Origin of the sequence: Neisseria sp. 19428wB4_WF04, from assembly GCF_015235335.1 — a bacterium.
Taxonomy (GTDB): Bacteria; Pseudomonadota; Gammaproteobacteria; order Burkholderiales; family Neisseriaceae; genus Neisseria; species Neisseria musculi.
Map to the genome: position 1 here is coordinate 1 of NZ_JADGLG010000009.1, position 16,064 is coordinate 16,064.

At 53.5% G+C, this 16,064-nt stretch carries 13 protein-coding genes; 7 read left to right on the forward strand and 6 right to left on the reverse strand.

The window, feature by feature from the left end:
- Nucleotides 1-1,009: 1,009 nt before the first annotated feature.
- Nucleotides 1,010-2,638 carry a CTP synthase gene (locus IR141_RS03580; protein WP_135034305.1) on the forward strand — a complete coding sequence of 543 codons (1,629 nt, stop codon included), beginning with the start codon at nt 1,010-1,012 and terminating at the stop codon, nt 2,636-2,638.
- 1,183 nt (nt 2,639-3,821) lie between these two features.
- Here IR141_RS03580 and IR141_RS03585 read toward each other — a convergent pair.
- Complete coding sequence (locus IR141_RS03585; RefSeq protein WP_135034307.1) at nt 3,822-4,442, reverse strand: Smr/MutS family protein; 621 nt, start codon at nt 4,440-4,442, stop codon at nt 3,822-3,824.
- Between the two features lie 68 nt (nt 4,443-4,510).
- Nucleotides 4,511-5,239, reverse strand: a complete 729-nt coding sequence (locus tag IR141_RS03590; RefSeq protein WP_135034308.1) for an SDR family NAD(P)-dependent oxidoreductase — start codon at nt 5,237-5,239, stop codon at nt 4,511-4,513.
- 159 nt (nt 5,240-5,398) lie between these two features.
- Here IR141_RS03590 and IR141_RS03595 point away from each other — a divergent pair, with 159 nt between their 5' ends.
- Nucleotides 5,399-5,809: a hypothetical protein gene (locus IR141_RS03595; RefSeq protein WP_135034309.1), complete on the forward strand. Its 411-nt coding sequence runs from the start codon at nt 5,399-5,401 to the stop codon at nt 5,807-5,809.
- Nucleotides 5,810-6,165: 356 nt separating this feature from the next.
- On the opposite strand, the gene IR141_RS03600 is transcribed toward IR141_RS03595, so the two are convergent.
- Nucleotides 6,166-7,236, reverse strand: coding sequence for an AI-2E family transporter (locus tag IR141_RS03600; RefSeq protein WP_135034310.1), 1,071 nt, complete (start codon nt 7,234-7,236; stop codon nt 6,166-6,168).
- Nucleotides 7,237-7,503: 267 nt separating this feature from the next.
- On the opposite strand from IR141_RS03600, the gene purM reads away from it, so the two are divergent.
- From purM to IR141_RS13765, 3 genes are all read left to right on the forward strand, one after another.
- Nucleotides 7,504-8,541 (forward strand): phosphoribosylformylglycinamidine cyclo-ligase, encoded by a 1,038-nt coding sequence (gene purM / locus IR141_RS03605; protein WP_135034311.1) that lies wholly within the window; start codon nt 7,504-7,506, stop codon nt 8,539-8,541.
- A 309-nt stretch (nt 8,542-8,850) separates the two neighbouring features.
- Nucleotides 8,851-10,383, forward strand: a complete 1,533-nt coding sequence (locus tag IR141_RS03610; RefSeq protein WP_135034312.1) for a BCCT family transporter — start codon at nt 8,851-8,853, stop codon at nt 10,381-10,383.
- A gap of 4 nt (nt 10,384-10,387) precedes the next feature.
- Nucleotides 10,388-10,516, forward strand: coding sequence for a hypothetical protein (locus tag IR141_RS13765; RefSeq protein WP_255518788.1), 129 nt, complete (start codon nt 10,388-10,390; stop codon nt 10,514-10,516).
- A gap of 131 nt (nt 10,517-10,647) precedes the next feature.
- Here IR141_RS13765 and rpoD read toward each other — a convergent pair whose 3' ends face one another.
- A complete protein-coding gene (rpoD, locus tag IR141_RS03615; RefSeq protein WP_135034313.1) occupies nt 10,648-12,606 on the reverse strand; it encodes an RNA polymerase sigma factor RpoD in 1,959 nt (652 codons plus the stop codon).
- A gap of 154 nt (nt 12,607-12,760) precedes the next feature.
- Nucleotides 12,761-14,530, reverse strand: coding sequence for a DNA primase (gene dnaG / locus IR141_RS03620; protein WP_135034314.1), 1,770 nt, complete (start codon nt 14,528-14,530; stop codon nt 12,761-12,763).
- A 279-nt stretch (nt 14,531-14,809) separates the two neighbouring features.
- Between dnaG and IR141_RS13770 the strand changes: the two genes are divergently transcribed.
- Entirely contained in the window at nt 14,810-14,938 is a 129-nt protein-coding gene (locus tag IR141_RS13770) for a hypothetical protein (protein WP_255518789.1), read from the forward strand.
- 230 nt (nt 14,939-15,168) lie between these two features.
- Nucleotides 15,169-15,468 carry a hypothetical protein gene (locus IR141_RS03625; protein WP_135034315.1) on the forward strand — a complete coding sequence of 100 codons (300 nt, stop codon included), beginning with the start codon at nt 15,169-15,171 and terminating at the stop codon, nt 15,466-15,468.
- Between the two features lie 68 nt (nt 15,469-15,536).
- Here IR141_RS03625 and IR141_RS03630 read toward each other — a convergent pair whose 3' ends face one another.
- Nucleotides 15,537-15,989: a GatB/YqeY domain-containing protein gene (locus IR141_RS03630; protein WP_135034347.1), complete on the reverse strand. Its 453-nt coding sequence runs from the start codon at nt 15,987-15,989 to the stop codon at nt 15,537-15,539.
- Between the last annotated feature and the right edge of the window lie 75 nt (nt 15,990-16,064).

Below are 16,064 nucleotides of genomic sequence, written 5' to 3' on the forward strand. Positions count from 1 at the left end.
CGCCAGCCTGCCTTTGTCATAGGTAGCAACTTCGCACAAAGTCGGACGGCCGGAGTTACCAATACGCACATAAATATTTCTCATCTCACGAATCCTTAAATAATCAATAAATTAATAAAATTATTATAATTAAAACCCCGCTTTTGCCATCATAACAGTCAATCAGTTTCTTAACGGCCATACGCCCGAATGTGTCGGCTCCGGACAGGGTTTTATTAGGCAGGACAGGGTTTCGTATAGGAAAATTGACGGTTTGCAGGCAAAGCAATCATGGTTCGACTCACGGAATACGCGGACGGTGCAGGATTTGGGAAAGCAGGCTGGAGCTTACCGCACTGATGCGGCGGCGAGTGTTTGGCTGGAGGAGGGCAAGGGTGAGGCGGGTAACGGTTTGTAATGAATCGGGTTTGTTGAGGTGAGGAATGTCGAAATGCCCCTTTTTCTTGAGGCAATATCAGGTTATCAATATTCCTGTCGGTACGGCTGCGGCTCAAAATACCCCCTTTTCCTGAGGGCAATATCAGGCCGTCTGAAAGTTTGGCAGACGGTTTTCAGACGGCCTTGGTTTTTTATTTTAAGCGCGGGCGGACGGAAAGGCCGTTTGAACACTCACTTTCGAATACTCTCTTTCAATCACTCCCCTTTGCCCCCCCCTTTTAAACTGCTCTTTTGAACACGTCCCTGGGCAGGTGAACACTTCCCCGGCAGGCAGCCCAAGCTGCTGGGTTCAGACGACCTGTGTTTTATCAAGCGCGGGTGGTTGGAAACTTTATGGTGTGTTCAAGCTCCTGCACTGATGCGGGGTGCGCGGGCAGTTAAGGCCGTCTGAAAACGCTCTTGCCGGTTTCAAAATGTTGGACGGCTTGCGGATTGACTGCTGCGGCCGGAAATTCTGCATGGTTTGGAATGCACGCTGGGGCTGCGCAGGAGTTTTCAAACGGCCTGTCCTTATTGAAACCCTCCTCCCTTTCAATGTAAAATCACGCATTCAAAACGAGCGGTAAAAATCATGACCAAATTTATTTTCGTAACCGGCGGCGTTGTATCTTCATTGGGTAAAGGTATCGCCGCCGCTTCTATTGCCACCATTCTCGAATCACGCGGCTTGAGCGTTACCATGCTCAAACTCGACCCCTATATCAATGTCGATCCCGGCACCATGAGCCCGTTTCAGCACGGCGAAGTGTTTGTAACCGATGATGGCGCTGAAACCGATTTGGATTTGGGCCATTATGAGCGCTTTATCAATGCCACCATGCTGCGCCGCAACAGCTTCAGCGCCGGGCAGGTTTACGAACAGGTAATCGCCAAAGAGCGCCGGGGCGACTATCTTGGCGGCACCGTGCAGGTTATCCCCCATATCACCGATGAAATCAAACGCAAAATCCACGAAGGCGCGGGGGGCTGCGATGTGGCCATTGTCGAAATCGGCGGCACGGTGGGCGATATCGAATCGCTGCCGTTTCTGGAAGCCATCCGCCAGATGCGCAGCCAGCTCGGCCGCAGCAATACTTTATATGTGCACCTGAGCTATGTGCCCTATATCGCTGCCGCCGGCGAAATCAAAACCAAACCCACCCAGCACTCAGTGAAAGAATTGCGTGAAATCGGCATCCAGCCCGATGTGTTGATCTGCCGCATGGACCGCACCCTGCCCGAAGAAGAAAGGCGAAAAATCGCCCTGTTCTGCAATGTGGAAGAACGCGCGGTGGCCGGCAGTTATGATGCCGACAGTATCTATGAAATCCCGGAAATGCTGCACAGCCAAGGCATCGACAACATTATCTGCGAGCAATTGCAGCTCAATGTGCAGCAGGCCGACTTAACCGAGTGGAAGAAGATTGTTTACGCCATCAAAAATCCCAAACACACTGCTAAAATCGCCATGGTCGGCAAATATGTGGATTTGACCGAATCCTACAAATCGCTGACCGAAGCCCTGAAACACGCCGGCATCCACACCGAAACCGATGTGCAGATTACCTATGTAGACAGCGAGTCTATCGAAAAAGAAGGCACCGCCTGCCTGCACAGCATGGATGCCGTTCTCGTGCCCGGCGGCTTCGGCGCGCGCGGCGTGGAAGGCAAAATTGCCGCTGTTAAATATGCGCGCGAAAACAATATTCCTTATTTGGGCATCTGCCTGGGTATGCAGATTGCGCTGATAGAATATGCCCGCAACATGGCCTGCCTGCAAGGGGCAAACTCCACCGAGTTCGATCTGAAAACCCCTTATCCCGTTGTGGCACTTATCGATGAATGGCAAACCGCAGACGGCAGCATGGAAAAACGCGATGAAAATGCCGATTTCGGCGGCACCATGCGCTTGGGCGCGCAAGAAGTCGAATTAAACCCCGACAGCCTTGCCGCCAAAATCTACGGCAGCACCGAAATCAAAGAACGCCACCGCCACCGTTACGAAGTAAACAACAACTTCGTGCCCGCGCTGGAGCAGGCCGGCTTGGTGGTCGGCGGCGTATCCGCAGGCAGCGAGCGCCTGGTAGAAACCATCGAGTTGCCCGGCCACCCGTGGTTTTTCGCCTGCCAGTTTCACCCCGAATTCACCTCCACCCCGCGCAAAGGCCACCCGCTGTTCACCGCCTACATCAGAGCCGCACTGATGAATAAAAAAGCCTGATACGGCCGAGAAGCCTCAGCCAACCAAACCCATCAACTCCGAAGCACTTGCACCATCATGCCCGGGCTTACCCTTGTACGGCATAACGGCAATGCTTCCAAGCTGAAACCAGCCTGCTGCAAAAGCCCGAGCACCGTTAAAGCCAAAAGCACCCTTGTTTGGGGGTGTTTTTTGCTGCCTCAACATTTCATTGCCGGGTTTCGGTATATTCAACCAACAACCGATATATCTCAGCACTGCCTTATTTTTTCACTGCAAAACAGCAGGCCCCAACCGGCACAAGGCGGCGACAAACGGTACCAAACCGGTTCTGCTGCCATTTGGCGGCCGGCAAAACCACTCTCTTTAACCTTTGAACCGAGGTGCGAAAACACCGTAATGGAAACCAAAAAGGCCCCGCCATCCCGAATCCCATTCTCTTAAAATCACAACATCACCTGCCGACCTTGCGCGTATCCACTTCCTTTGCCGGATTTTATCGGTTCAGCCATATCAGGTATATGCCGAAACTTTTACAAAATTCATTTAGGCCGCCTGAAAGCTGTGAGCTGTCCCCCAATACTTAGACAAGTTAAGAATCTTTCTCAAACAGCCTTTTCAAGTCGGATTCTGTCGACTACAGAACCTGGCTTTTTTAAGTTTAAACTAATCCATTCATGTTTCAGTGTGAAACCCTCCATCGGCGCATTGTCCCAACAATTGCCTTGTTTAAACGGTTTGGTAGCTTTGGCAGCGTACCCTCCTTTTCGTTGAGGGTTTTCATGTGTTTTAGGCAGTCGTTCTGCGCCATCATGTACCCCAATTCTTCAATCAGCCGATAAGCGGCTATCCAACGGTGCAGGTGTGTGCGTGAGACGTTGAAGTACCATTTGGTGCGCTGTTGGCTGTGCACTTGGTGATAATAGGGTGCGGCTTGGTACTTGAAGTTGGGCGTGTATTTGGACTAGAAAACAGCACCTTTATAAATATAAAGTTGGAGGAAGTGTTTAACTTTCAAAGGTACTGTTCAGCATTTCAGACGGCCTAAAAGCTTCCCAATACCGGGCAGTAAACCCAACCGAATCAACTAAGCCCAAACCGGTTCCGCCGATTCAACAATTGGTATAAACGCTCTCTTCGTGCGCGGCAATGCCGCAGCTAGGCTGCGGGCTCGGAGCGGCAGAGGTGTGCGCAATCTCCCTCCCTAACTTTCCTGCTCCCATGGGCGGTTGCGTTTCAGCAGAATCCTCACCGCACCATCGTTGCCCGGGCGCGGCTCGGCATAAGCCAGCACATCGGGATGGGCCATCAGCCATCGGCGCACCAGATTTTTCAACACGGGCCGATAACCCGAAGATCCCAAGCCGCTGCCGTGCACGATTTCGCCGCACACACCGCGTTTTTGGGTAAACACGATAAATTCGTTCAACACCTGCTGCGCCTGCTCCTGCGTATAGCCGTGCAGATCAACATCTGCCACCACCGGCCAATGGCCGCTCTGCAACCGGTGGATATCGTTTTTACCCTGCCCGTTTTTGCTGAAGGTTGCAGGCGGCTCGCCGGTACCGCCGCCACCCACATAAAAATAATCTTCCGCCGCCAAAGCGTCTGCTTGGGCTTGGCGCGGCCTGATGGGTGATTTGTCGCGCGGCGGCGTGTAGCGGCCGCTGTTTTTCAGCGGGGTAACGCCAGCCATTTCTTTGGCGAAATCCACTTGCTGCGCTGCCTGCCTGCTTGCCGCCGCCTCTGCCTCGGCCTGCATTTCGGCGGCCTGCTTGGCCTGTTTGCCCAATTTTTTCAAAACCGATTGGAAATCGTTGCTCATAAGGGTTGCTTTCTGTGTTTGGGTTTTCAGACGGCTCCGAGGCCGTCTGAAAACATGGTATCCCGCGCCTAACGCAGGCGGCGCACATCATCGATAATTTCTGCGCCGAAATGCCTGTCGGCAATGATTGACGCAATTTCGGCGGCGGCTGCCTGCGGGCTGCTCAGGCCGCCTTCGGATTTCAGGTTGAGAAAACGCTGCACCATCGGGAAATCCGCTTCATGCGCCCGGCGGATTTCGCGCTGCATATCGGTATCGACCACGCCCGGAGCAACCGATGCGATATACACACGCGGGTGTCGTTCGGCAGCAATGCAGCGGGCGTGGTGGTCGAGCGCGGCTTTGGCGGCGCCATACACGCTCCAGCCCGGGTAGGCAGTGCGCCCTGCCCCGCTGCCGATATGGGCGATTTTTAAAACCGCCTGCCCGGGCTTGCAGGCAATCAGATGGTTGGCCAGCAGCATCGGTGCGGTAATGTTGAGCGGCACGGCGGCGGCGATTTCGGCCGCCTGCTGCCGCCCCGCCACCGCATTGGGTGCAACCGCTGCAGCGTTGTTGATTAAGACGATTTCGGCTGCGTCTGCAACAAACTGCTCCAAAGCACCGCCCGCCAACCAGGCGCAAAGCGCGGCGGTGTCGCCTAAATCGATTGGCTCCCGCACCAGTTTTTCAGACGGCCTTAAACACACTTGCCGCCGCGCCAAACCCAATACGCTGCAACCGGCCTGAAGATAGTGTTCGGCCAGCGCTTTGCCCAAGCCGCTGCTGTAGCCGGTGATGATGGTTTTGGTGTCCATAACAAATTGCCGGTGGTGTGGAAAAACTTATTTTAACGCTCTGCAGGCGGTTTGGCTAAGGCCGTCTGAAAACGGGCGCGGTATCCAAAACAGGGGTTTTGCGGTATATTTGGAAGCCTTGTGTGGCAAACCGTTTCCAAAACCTACCGAGGAGCTGCGATGTTTAAACGCCCTGAAGAGTTGATTGTGGCTGTGCTGGCCGCCTTGTGGGTGGTGTTGGCCTATCTGGCCGCCGATTATCTCGGTGCCCCCGCGCAAACCAAGTTGCTGATTTCTGCGCTGACGCTGATTTGTACCGCCCTGTGCTTCATACTGTGGCAGCGCAACCTGAGCCGGGCGGTTTGGCCGTTTTTTCTGGGAATGCTGACTGCCTGTTGGTGGCCTTATCTCGATTGGATGGCGGTGCGCGATATTCTGGTGCCGGGCGCAGAGTCTTCGGCCATTATCATCAACAAGCCCTGGTATGCGGGCTGGACTTTTAAAACCATTCTTGCCGCCGCGCCCGTGGTGCTGGGCTATGCGGTAAAGTGGAAACTGCACAGCAAACACAAGCATAAAGCGGTGGATTAGCCTCGGATAGAATCTTCAAACACCCAAAGGCCGTCTGAAAATTTCAGACGGCCTTTCCTTTGGGTTTCAGACGGCCTTTGGGGCATCTTCCTGCGCCGGCACATTTTCCGCCAAACGGCAGGCCGCAGGCGGCACCAACCGTATCCCGCTATTTTTTGCTGCCGCCCGGCGGTTTTCAAAACCATTCTCTCCGTGCAAAAGCGCGGTAACGGGCAGATTTGCTGCGCCGTGAATCTGCCCAGCTTGAAACCTTGCCGCTTTGGCCCTATCCTGCACCGTCTGCAGCATGCCCAGTGTCAAAAATGTAAAAATGTGCGAAACCCCCCACATCGGTTGCGGCGGCACCCGGCAGCGTGCTATTTATGGTTGTAAAACCAGCTTTTGAAATACATATCCGCCCCTTCGCGCAGCAGCACCAGCGTAACCGCCGCCAGCGGCAGGCCGACCAGCATACCCACAAAGCCCATCAGCTGCCCAAACGCCATCAATGAGAAAATCACCCAAAAAGGCGAAAGGCCGATACGGTCGCCGACAATTTTCGGCGTGATGAAGAAACTCTCTAAAAACTGGCCGGCGGCAAACACCGCCCACACAATCAGCAGCCCCTGCCACGAGCCGAACTGCAACAGTGCGGCAACCGAAGCCAGCAGCAGGCCGGTAAACGCGCCCAAATAGGGCACAAACACCAAAATGCCGGCAATCATACCGATGGCAAAGCCCGAATCCAGCCCTACCAGCATCAGGCCGGTGCCGTAAATCAGGCCCATAATCAGCATCACCATCAACTGCCCGCGCAGAAACTCGCCCAGCACCTTATCCATATTGCCGCTGATGCGCACATAACTGTCGAGAAAACGGCGCGGCACCAGCGCGCGCACGCCGCGCGACCACCGCTGCCAGTCGAGTAAAAAGTAATACAGCAGAAACGGCAGCAGCAGCAAATTAGAAAGCCCTGCTGCCACATTGCCGCCCTGGCGCAGCAAAGTGGGGGCGGCTTTGCGCAGCGCATTGCTCAATTCGCCTGTGTGCGACTGCAACCATGCGCTCACGCTCTGCACATCGATTTCCACCTGCTCCCCCGCCAGGCGGCTCACCCACGGCAAGAGCCTGTTTTGGACAAACCCCACAATTTGGGGCAGGCGCTCGACCAGATTGTTAAACTGGTTAACCAGCATCGGCACCATAATCAGCACCAGCGCAAAAAGCGCCGCCAGCGACAATATCATCACCACCATCGCCGCCGGGGCACGCTTGATACCCCGGTTGCGCAGCTTTTCCACCAGCGGGTTTAGAATATAGGCCAAAACCGCCGCCACAATAAACGGCGTGAGAATATTGCCCAGCGCATAAACCAACCAAATAAAAACGGCAGCCACAGCTGCGGCAGCGAACCACGGCTTGCTGCCTCGAGTTTTTTTGCGATACATAAAAATGATTCATTACCGGTTTTCAGACGGCTCCAAGCATACCATATTTGATTTGGCTTTTCAGGCCGTCTGAAAATGCTTAAGCGGCACAAAATCGGGTAAAATACAGCGGCAGAATTATTTTTGCCGAGGCAGCAAAATGCCAGCTCTGTTGCCGCTTCAACGGCCTCAGAGCCGTTTCTTTTAAGACGAGGCGGCAACAGCGCGGCAGCAATCACGTTTTCCGCCCCGGCCGCATTTTTCCAACTCTGAACAAGAAAGCCCCGCATGAGCAACACTTCCCTGAGCTACCGCGATGCAGGTGTCGATATCGATGCCGGCGACCAACTGGTCGAAAACATCAAACCTTTTGCCAAACGCACCATGCGCCCCGAAGTGTTAGGCGGTTTGGGCGGTTTCGGCGCGCTGGTGGAAATCAGCAAAAAATACCGCAACCCTGTGTTGGTTTCGGGCACAGACGGCGTAGGCACCAAGCTGAAGCTGGCCTTTGATTGGGACAAACACGACACCGTGGGCATCGACCTTGTGGCCATGAGCGTAAACGATATTTTGGTGCAGGGCGCAGAGCCGCTGTTTTTTCTCGATTATTTCGCCTGCGGCAAACTCGATGTGGCGCGCGCCACCGATGTCATCAAAGGCATTGCGCAAGGCTGCGAAGAATCGGGCTGCGCCTTAATCGGCGGTGAAACTGCCGAAATGCCCGGCATGTATCCGCCGGGGGAATACGATTTGGCGGGCTTCGCTGTGGGCGTGGTGGAAAAAGACCGGGTTATCAACGGCCGCAATATTACCGAAGGTGATGTGGTGTTGGGTTTGGCCGGCAATGGCGCGCACTCCAACGGCTATTCCCTAATCCGCAAAATCATCGAGCGCGACAACCCCGATTTGGATGCCGAGTTTGACAACGGCAAAACCCTGCGCCAGGCCGTTATCGCCCCCACCCGCCTTTATGTGAAGCCGATTCTGGCCGCGCTGCAACAATTCACCATCAAAGGCATGGCGCACATCACCGGCGGCGGCATCACCGAAAACGTGCCGCGCATTCTGCCGCAAAACACCGTTGCCCAAATCGATGCGCAATCATGGCCTATGCCCAAGCTGTTCCAATGGCTGCAACAGGCGGGCAATGTGTCGGCACACGAAATGTACCGCACCTTCAACTGCGGCATCGGCATGGTGGTTGTGGTGTCGGCTGAAGATGCCGCTGCGGTGCAGGATTTTCTGACCGAGCAGGGAGAAACCGTTTACCGCTTGGGCGAAATCCGCAGCCGCAACGGCAGCGAACACCAAACCCAAATTGCCTGATTGCGGCTTTCGGCCGTCTGAACGCCGGATAGAATCAGGCCGAAGCCTCTGCAAAATACCTTAATGCCGTCTGAAGGCCGAAATACCGTCATCAGATCCGCAAAGCCGCTGCGCGGCCCCGGTGTAGGCAGAAATGGCGGCGGATAAACGCTTTTTTGAATGCTGCAAAGGGCTCGGCCGTCTGAACGCTGACGGTTTTTCAGACGGCCTTCGGCATTATCCGACCCTTGTTGCCAAGATGCCCGCATAACAAAACGGCATGATGTTTCTGCCGGTGTTTTTTCCAAAAAACCTAAGAAAGGGCAGCGTATGCCTACACAAGAAGTTTCTTCGAAACGCCCCAATTATTTTTTATGGACTTCCCTTCTGGTCGGCCTGATGGCTGTTACTGCAGTCGTGAGCCCCACCCTGCTCACCGGCACCATAGCAACCGCCAGCAAATTTTTCTACCTGAAATTCGACTGGCTGATTATGTGGCTGCCGCTGCTGGCCTTCGGTGTGGGATTGGCGGTGGCGCTGTCGCCGCGCTTCGGCAATATCCGCCTGGGCGGCAAAGATGCGGTGCCCGAATATTCGTTTCTTTCGTGGATGAATATGCTCTTTACCGCCGGCATCGGCGTGGGCATTGTGTTTTTCGGCCCCATCGAAGCCCTGTGGCACTATTTCCAGGCTCCCATAGGCGTTCAGGCGGCCGGGCTGGCGGAATATCAGAAAGTGGAAAACGCCATGAGCCTGGCGCTGCATGTTTGGGGCATTCCGGCATGGTCGCTGTATATGATTGCAGGCTTGGTGATGGCTTATTTTACCTACCAGCACAAAACCGAATGTACCCCCGCCGCACCGCTGCAATATGCGTTCCGCCATAAAAAATGGGCAAAGCCGCTGGGCGTAGCCGTTACCGGTATGGCGATTTTGTCGATTGCCATGTCGGTTTCTTCTTCGATTGCAATGGCTTCGGTGCAGATTGCTTCGGGGCTGAAAATCATCACCGGCTTTGCTTTCGATGCTATCGGCTGGAAAGCGGCAGTATTGGCGGCGCTGGCCGCGCTCTACACCGCCGGCGCGGTGCTGCCGATTAACAAAGGCATGAAGTTTTTGGGCGATTGGACGGTTTATTTTTCGGTGTTGCTGCTGCTGTTTGTGTTTGCTGTCGGCCCCACGCATTACTTTTTAAGCACAATGGCGGTGGCGGTGGGCAACATCCTCACCAAAACGGTGCACCATTCGTTTGAGCTGTATATGTTCCACAACCGCGACTGGGTGGTGTGGTATCCGATGGCTTATTGGGTGTGGTGGGTAACGTGGGCGCCGTTTGTGGGCGTGTTTCTTGCCAAAATTTCCAAAGGCCGCACATTGCGCCAGTTTGTGTTTGCTTCGGTAATGGTGCCGGCGGGCTTTATCGTGATTTGGTTTTCGGTGTTTTCGGGTTTCAGCCTGCTCGACACCGTGGAGGGCAGCGGGCGTTTGGCCGAAATCGCCAACAAGGGCGATTATGAAGGCACGTTTTATTATCTGCTCAATATGCTGCCGCTTTCAGGCTTTACCAAACCGCTGACCATTGTGCTGTTTCTCGGCTTTATCGTAACCACAGTAACCAGTGCGGCCATCTCGCTGGGCATCATGACCAGCAGCAGCGGCCGCAGTGAAAACAAATTCCGCGCGGTGGTATGGTGCGTGTTTATGACCTTAATCAGCTATGCCGTGATTTTTACCGGCAAAATGGAAGGCATCAAAGCCGTGGGGTCGTTTTCGGGCTTTCCGTTTGTTTTCGTGATGTATTTGTGGTTTGCCGCGCTGTGGCGGCAGCTCAACCGCGATGTGCCGCGTGTGAAAAAGGAATAAGCAGATGAAAAAAGAGATTTTTTATTGGAACCAAAGCCCGCAGGATAACGCCCTGGAAACCGCTATGCTGCTGTTGGCGGTGTTGTTTCTGTGTTATGTGGTAAAGCTGGCGTTTTTCGATAAAGACGAATGATGCCGGTATCCGTAAAAAGGCCGTCTGAAACATTTCAGACGGCCTTTTTCAACCAACCCGCCAAAACAGCAACACTGCCATGATTCAAGCGGAAAAAGCAGGTTATACACGATAACCTTGCCCCGCCAAACTTACTGCTTGTTTTCTTCGCTGTCCAAGAAACTGCGCAGGCGGTCGCTGCGGGTGGGGTGGCGCAGTTTGCGCAGGGCTTTGGCTTCAATTTGGCGGATACGCTCGCGGGTAACGTCAAACTGTTTGCCCACTTCTTCGAGCGTGTGGTCGGTGTTCATGTCGATACCGAAGCGCATACGCAGCACTTTCGCTTCGCGCGGGGTCAGGCTCTCCAGCACTTCTTTGGTTACTTCGTGCAGGCTGGAATACATGGCGGCTTCTGCGGGAGCGATATTGTTGACATCTTCGATAAAGTCGCCCAGATGCGAATCATCGTCATCACCGATGGGGGTTTCCATCGAAATCGGCTCTTTGGCAATTTTCATGATTTTGCGGATTTTGTCTTCCGGCATTTCCATCAATTCGGCCAGTTTGGCAGAGTCGGGCTCTTCGCCGTTTTCTTGAAGATATTGGCGCGAGATGCGGTTCATTTTGTTGATGGTTTCAATCATGTGCACGGGTATGCGGATGGTGCGCGCCTGGTCGGCAATCGAGCGGGTGATTGCCTGGCGTATCCACCAGGTTGCGTAGGTGGAAAATTTATAGCCGCGCCGGTATTCGAATTTGTCTACCGCCTTCATCAGGCCGATGTTGCCTTCTTGAATCAAATCAAGAAACTGCAGGCCGCGGTTGGTGTATTTTTTGGCAATCGAAATCACCAGCCTCAGGTTGGCCTGAATCATTTCCTGCTTGGCGGCAGCGGTTTCTTTTTCGCTGATCACCATGTTTTTGTTGATTTCTTTCAACTCTTCGATGGAAATCTGTGTTTCGGTTTCCATATCGGCCAGCTCGGTTTGTTTTTCGATGATGGCATGGCGGAAACGGTCGAGCGCGTTGCTCCACACGTTGTTTTTGGTGATTTCGGCCTCTACCCATTCCAAATCGGTGATTTCGGGCAGGAAATAGCTGATAAAGTAATCGCGGTCCATATGTACGCGCTCCACGCAGATGTCGCGGATTTCGCGCTCCAGCCGGCGGATGTTGTCCACGCGCTCGCGCAGGCTGCCGGTCAGGCTTTCGATTTGGCGGGTTGCAAAGCGCACTTCAAGCAGTTTGGAGGCGATGGCATCGCGGTGTTCGAGATAAGCTTGGTGGCGGCTGTCGTGCTTGGCCAGGGCGGCCACCATATTGTCGTAGTCGGCCCGGATGCGCTCGAAGTGTTCCAACACTTTCTGTTTCAACTCTTCCAGATTGGTGGCGGCAATGGCTTCCGCACTGGTTTCGTCTTCATCATCATCGCTCTCGCCGTCATCGCCGTCATCACCGCGGCCGGTTTCGGTTGCGGCGGCGGGTGCGCTTTCGAGATGCCCCAAGCCCAGTTCGTTTAACAGCACTTCGTTGGGGTCGATAATGGCTTCCACCACTTCGTCCACCTTGATTTCGTCTTCGCGGACGCGCCGGATCAAATCGAGAATCTCGGCAATCGAACCGGGGCAGGCGGCGATTGCCTGAATCATGTTTTTCAGGGCGTTTTCGATTTTTTTGGCAATGATGATTTCATCTTCGCGGGTAAGCAGATCCACCTGCCCCATTTCGCGCATATACATACGCACCGGGTCGGTGGTGCGGCCGAATTCGCTGTCCACGCTCGACAAGGCCGCTTCGGCTTCGGCTACGGCATCTTCATCGGTGATGGCGGCAGTGTTGTCGCTCATCAGCATATCTTCGGCATCGGGAGCCTGCTCGGTTACTTGAATGCCCAAGCCGATAATCATATTGACGATATTGTCGATCTGCTCGGCATCCGACATATCATCGGGCAGGGCATCGTTGATTTCGGAATAGGTGATATAGCCGCGCTCTTTGCCCACGATGATAAGCTGGCGCAACCGCGCCCGCTGCTCTTCGAGGGTCAGCGGGCGGTTGCCGTCTTGTTCTTGGTATTCGCTGTCGTGGGTATCGGGTTTTTCGTTAGACATAGAATGTTCTCTGGTTAAAACGGTTTGATGGAGTGAGGCCGTCTGAAACAATCGAAAGGTGTTCTGCGGTGGATGCAAGAGCGCTCGGTTGCAGTGTGGTGTGTGGTGTTTTCAGACGGCCCCGAATCGTGTTCGCAAGCCTGCTTCAAGGTGTTTAATGTGCCGGCATCAATAAGGCCAGCAGCAGTTTTTTTTCGCTTTCGCTCAAACCGCCCTGCCGGTTTTTTTGCTTCAGTATTTCAATTTGGGCGTATTTTAACTCATTTAGCAGCTTTTTCATGCCAAGTTTGAAACTTTCGCAATCTTCCTCGCTGCTGCTTTCCAACTCTTGCGCACTGCCCATATTTTGAAAAATGCGGCTGATGGTGGCTTCATAAGGTGTACCGCGCATATGTTCCAAAATCTGTGCGCTGCCCGGCGGCTCTGCGCGGTTGTTGATGAGTTCGGCAAGATTGGCCAGGCAGGCGAAATCGCCGCTAAGGTTGAGATATTCGGGCAGCTCTATATATGCAGCCCATGCAGGATTTATCAAGAGGCTGCGTATCTGCCGCTCTATCAGGGTGGGCATCTGCGGCTGCCTGAAAGTTTCTTGAGGCAGCCTGTAGCTTTTCTGCTTGGTGTACTGCTTGGGTGCCTCCTGCCCCAGCAGGCGGGCAAGATTGGCCGGGTCGATGCCCACTTTGCCGCCAAGCTCCTGCTTCAACAGAAAAGATAGAGCAGGCGCGGTAATTTGGGCAAGCAGCGGTGCGCTGGTTTTAACCAATTCGGCCTTGCCTTCTTGCGTGTTCAGGTTGAGGCCGTCTGAAAGGTGCTCCCAAAAATAGGCCGACAAAGGTTTGCTTTGGTTGAGCAGGGCATCTTCAAACTGGGCTTTGCCATAAGCGCGGATATAGCTGTCGGGGTCGTGTTCCTCGGGCAGAAACAGAAAATGCAGGGCTTTATCGTCTTTCAGCTGCGGCAAGGCGTTTTCGAGTGCGCGCCATGCGGCTTTGCGCCCTGCCCTGTCGCCATCGAAACAGAAATAGATGCTGTCGGTTTGCCGCATCAGGATTTTCACATGTTCGGCGGTGGTGGCGGTGCCGAGTGCAGCCACGCCGTAACCGATGCCGAACTGCGCCAGTGCCACCACATCCATATAACCTTCCACCACCAAAATGCGCCCTGTTTCTTTGACGGCGGCGCGGCCTTCGTAAAGGCCGTAGAGATTGCGGCCTTTATCAAACAGCGGCGTTTCTGGCGAATTGAGGTATTTCGGCTCGCCTTTGTCGAGCACGCGGGCACCGAAGCCGATAACCTGCCCGCGCGGGCTGCGTATGGGAAACATGATGCGGTCGCGGAAACGGTCGTAATGTTTGCCGTCTTTTTCCACCACCATGCCGCTTTCCACCAGCGGGGTGTTGGGATACGGCTGAAACACCTGCGCCAGCGGCTGCCAGCCCTCGGGCGCATAGCCCAAGCCGTAATGCCCGATGATTTCGGCACTCAGGCCGCGTTTGCGCAAATACTCCTGCGCGCGCGCATCCTGTTTCAGACGGCCTCTGTAAAAAGCGGCAGCAGCTTCGGTGGTTTCTTCCAGTGTTTGCTGTTTTTTCTTGCGTTCGGCGCGCTGCGCGGGGTTATCCTGCCGCCCGTGCGTACGCGGCACAGCCAAGCCGGCGCGGTCGGCCAGATGCTGTACGGCTTCGGTAAAACCCAGCCCCTGATATTCCATGATAAAACCGATGGCCGTACCGTGCGCACCGCAACCGAAGCAGTGGTAAAACTGCTTCTGCGGACTCACCGAAAAAGACGGCGATTTTTCTTTGTGAAACGGGCAGCAGGCCATGTAGTTGGCGCCGCCTTTTTTCAGCGGCACATATTCATCGACAATATCGACAATATCGACTTTGGCCAGCAACTCGTCTATAAATTCACTGGGGATCATGGTTTTATGGTTTGAGGCCGTCTGAAAATATCTGCTGTATGGACATATGTTTTCAGACGGCCTTTCAAGCTGTAGGTTTATCTTCTTCCGCAGTACCCTGGCCGTTATACAGGCTGCTTCTGTTTGAACAGTTCGATAATTTCCTGCAGGGCTGAGAGTTCTTTGTTTTGCCGGGCAATAATTTCTTTTTTAGTGTGCCAACTGTATTTTCAGGTTTTCCAACTCGATAAGTGCTTTATCGGAATCAAAATAGTTTGCGCTGGTATGATCTCGTGTTTCATGCAGGAAAAAGAAAATATTCTTATCGTTGTCGGCCACCAAGTCGGACAAATTGATGTTGAAAACTTGAGCAATCTGATTAAGTTTGTCGAGATACAGTTTGGTTTCCCCACGCTCGATTTGGCATAACCGTTGTGCGACATTTCCAGCCGTTCGGCCATTTCTTCCTGTGTCCAGCGGTTCATTTCGCGTAAAAGGCGGATTTTATCGTTCACTTTCATCCGAAGACTCCTAATCGGTTAAATTTCTATCGGAAACAGCGTTTTTTATTCTCTCTGGTTGCTGGCAAAGCCGATATTGTTTTCCTATTATTCCGTTTCTGTCTGAATAATGTATTTTCAAACTTCGGAAAGCAAAACATGAATATTTGGCAAAAAACTTTCGGCGGCCTTTCCCCTACTTATTATATCCGTCAATTTCTGTTCGGCCTTATTTTTCCCGCATTTTTCTTTTTTATGGGCTCGCAAATCGGAAGCGGCTATGAGAGCATAGTTGGATACATCATGGGCGAAAATATGTTTTTTGTTAATGCATTGCTGATGCTGCTGGTCAAAATCTTTACGATGCTGTTATGCTGGATGTTTGCTGTTTTTATTGCTCCGATAGGATTGATTTACCTCTATTTCTATCACAGCAGGCAGGAAAAGTTGTCGGATTAGTCTGAGAGTTGGTAACAGGCCGTCTGAAAACACCTACCTCATCGGCACGGCTTTTTCAGACGGTATCGCTACCCTCGGGCAGATAGAATTTCCTTCAACACCTGATTCACTTCGCCCATATCGGCTTTACCGGCTAAGCGGGTTTTCAAAATGCCCATCATTTTCCCCATATCGGCCATTCCCGCCGCGCCGCTCTCGGCTACTGCCGCCTCCACGGCCACACGGATCTCTTCTGCCGACATCATCTGCGGCAGATAGCGTTTGAGGACTTCGGCTTCTGCATTTTCTTTGTCGGCTAAATCGTTGCGGCCTGCATCGGTGTAAATTTTTGCGCTGTCTTTGCGCTGTTTGATCATTTTTGTGATGATGGCCGCTACCCTGGCATCATCGGCTTCCTTTCGTTCGTCCACCTCAAATTGTTTGACGGCGGCATTAATCAGGCGCACTGTAGAAAGCGTTACGCTGTCTTTTGCGCGCATAGCGGTTTTCATATCTTCGGCAAGTCGGGCTTTCAGGCTCATGGTAATTCTCTCGGTTAAATAAACAGTCGGTATGGCACCAATGATGCCGCCCGGCAAAAAAATCAAGTTTTCAGA

Excerpts from the sequence above, each read along its gene's own strand:
- IR141_RS03580 (WP_135034305.1), top strand. The coding sequence starts at position 1,010 with ATGACCAAATTTATTTTCGTAACCGGCGGCGTTGTATCTTCATTGGGT.
- IR141_RS03585 (WP_135034307.1), bottom strand. The coding sequence starts at position 4,442 with ATGAGCAACGATTTCCAATCGGTTTTGAAAAAATTGGGCAAACAGGCC.
- IR141_RS03590 (WP_135034308.1), bottom strand. The coding sequence starts at position 5,239 with ATGGACACCAAAACCATCATCACCGGCTACAGCAGCGGCTTGGGCAAA.
- IR141_RS03595 (WP_135034309.1), top strand. The coding sequence starts at position 5,399 with ATGTTTAAACGCCCTGAAGAGTTGATTGTGGCTGTGCTGGCCGCCTTG.
- IR141_RS03600 (WP_135034310.1), bottom strand. The coding sequence starts at position 7,236 with ATGTATCGCAAAAAAACTCGAGGCAGCAAGCCGTGGTTCGCTGCCGCA.
- purM (WP_135034311.1), top strand. The coding sequence starts at position 7,504 with ATGAGCAACACTTCCCTGAGCTACCGCGATGCAGGTGTCGATATCGAT.
- IR141_RS03610 (WP_135034312.1), top strand. The coding sequence starts at position 8,851 with ATGCCTACACAAGAAGTTTCTTCGAAACGCCCCAATTATTTTTTATGG.
- IR141_RS13765 (WP_255518788.1), top strand. The coding sequence starts at position 10,388 with ATGAAAAAAGAGATTTTTTATTGGAACCAAAGCCCGCAGGATAACGCC.
- rpoD (WP_135034313.1), bottom strand. The coding sequence starts at position 12,606 with ATGTCTAACGAAAAACCCGATACCCACGACAGCGAATACCAAGAACAA.
- dnaG (WP_135034314.1), bottom strand. The coding sequence starts at position 14,530 with ATGATCCCCAGTGAATTTATAGACGAGTTGCTGGCCAAAGTCGATATT.
- IR141_RS13770 (WP_255518789.1), top strand. The coding sequence starts at position 14,810 with ATGCAGGAAAAAGAAAATATTCTTATCGTTGTCGGCCACCAAGTCGGA.
- IR141_RS03625 (WP_135034315.1), top strand. The coding sequence starts at position 15,169 with ATGAATATTTGGCAAAAAACTTTCGGCGGCCTTTCCCCTACTTATTAT.
- IR141_RS03630 (WP_135034347.1), bottom strand. The coding sequence starts at position 15,989 with ATGAGCCTGAAAGCCCGACTTGCCGAAGATATGAAAACCGCTATGCGC.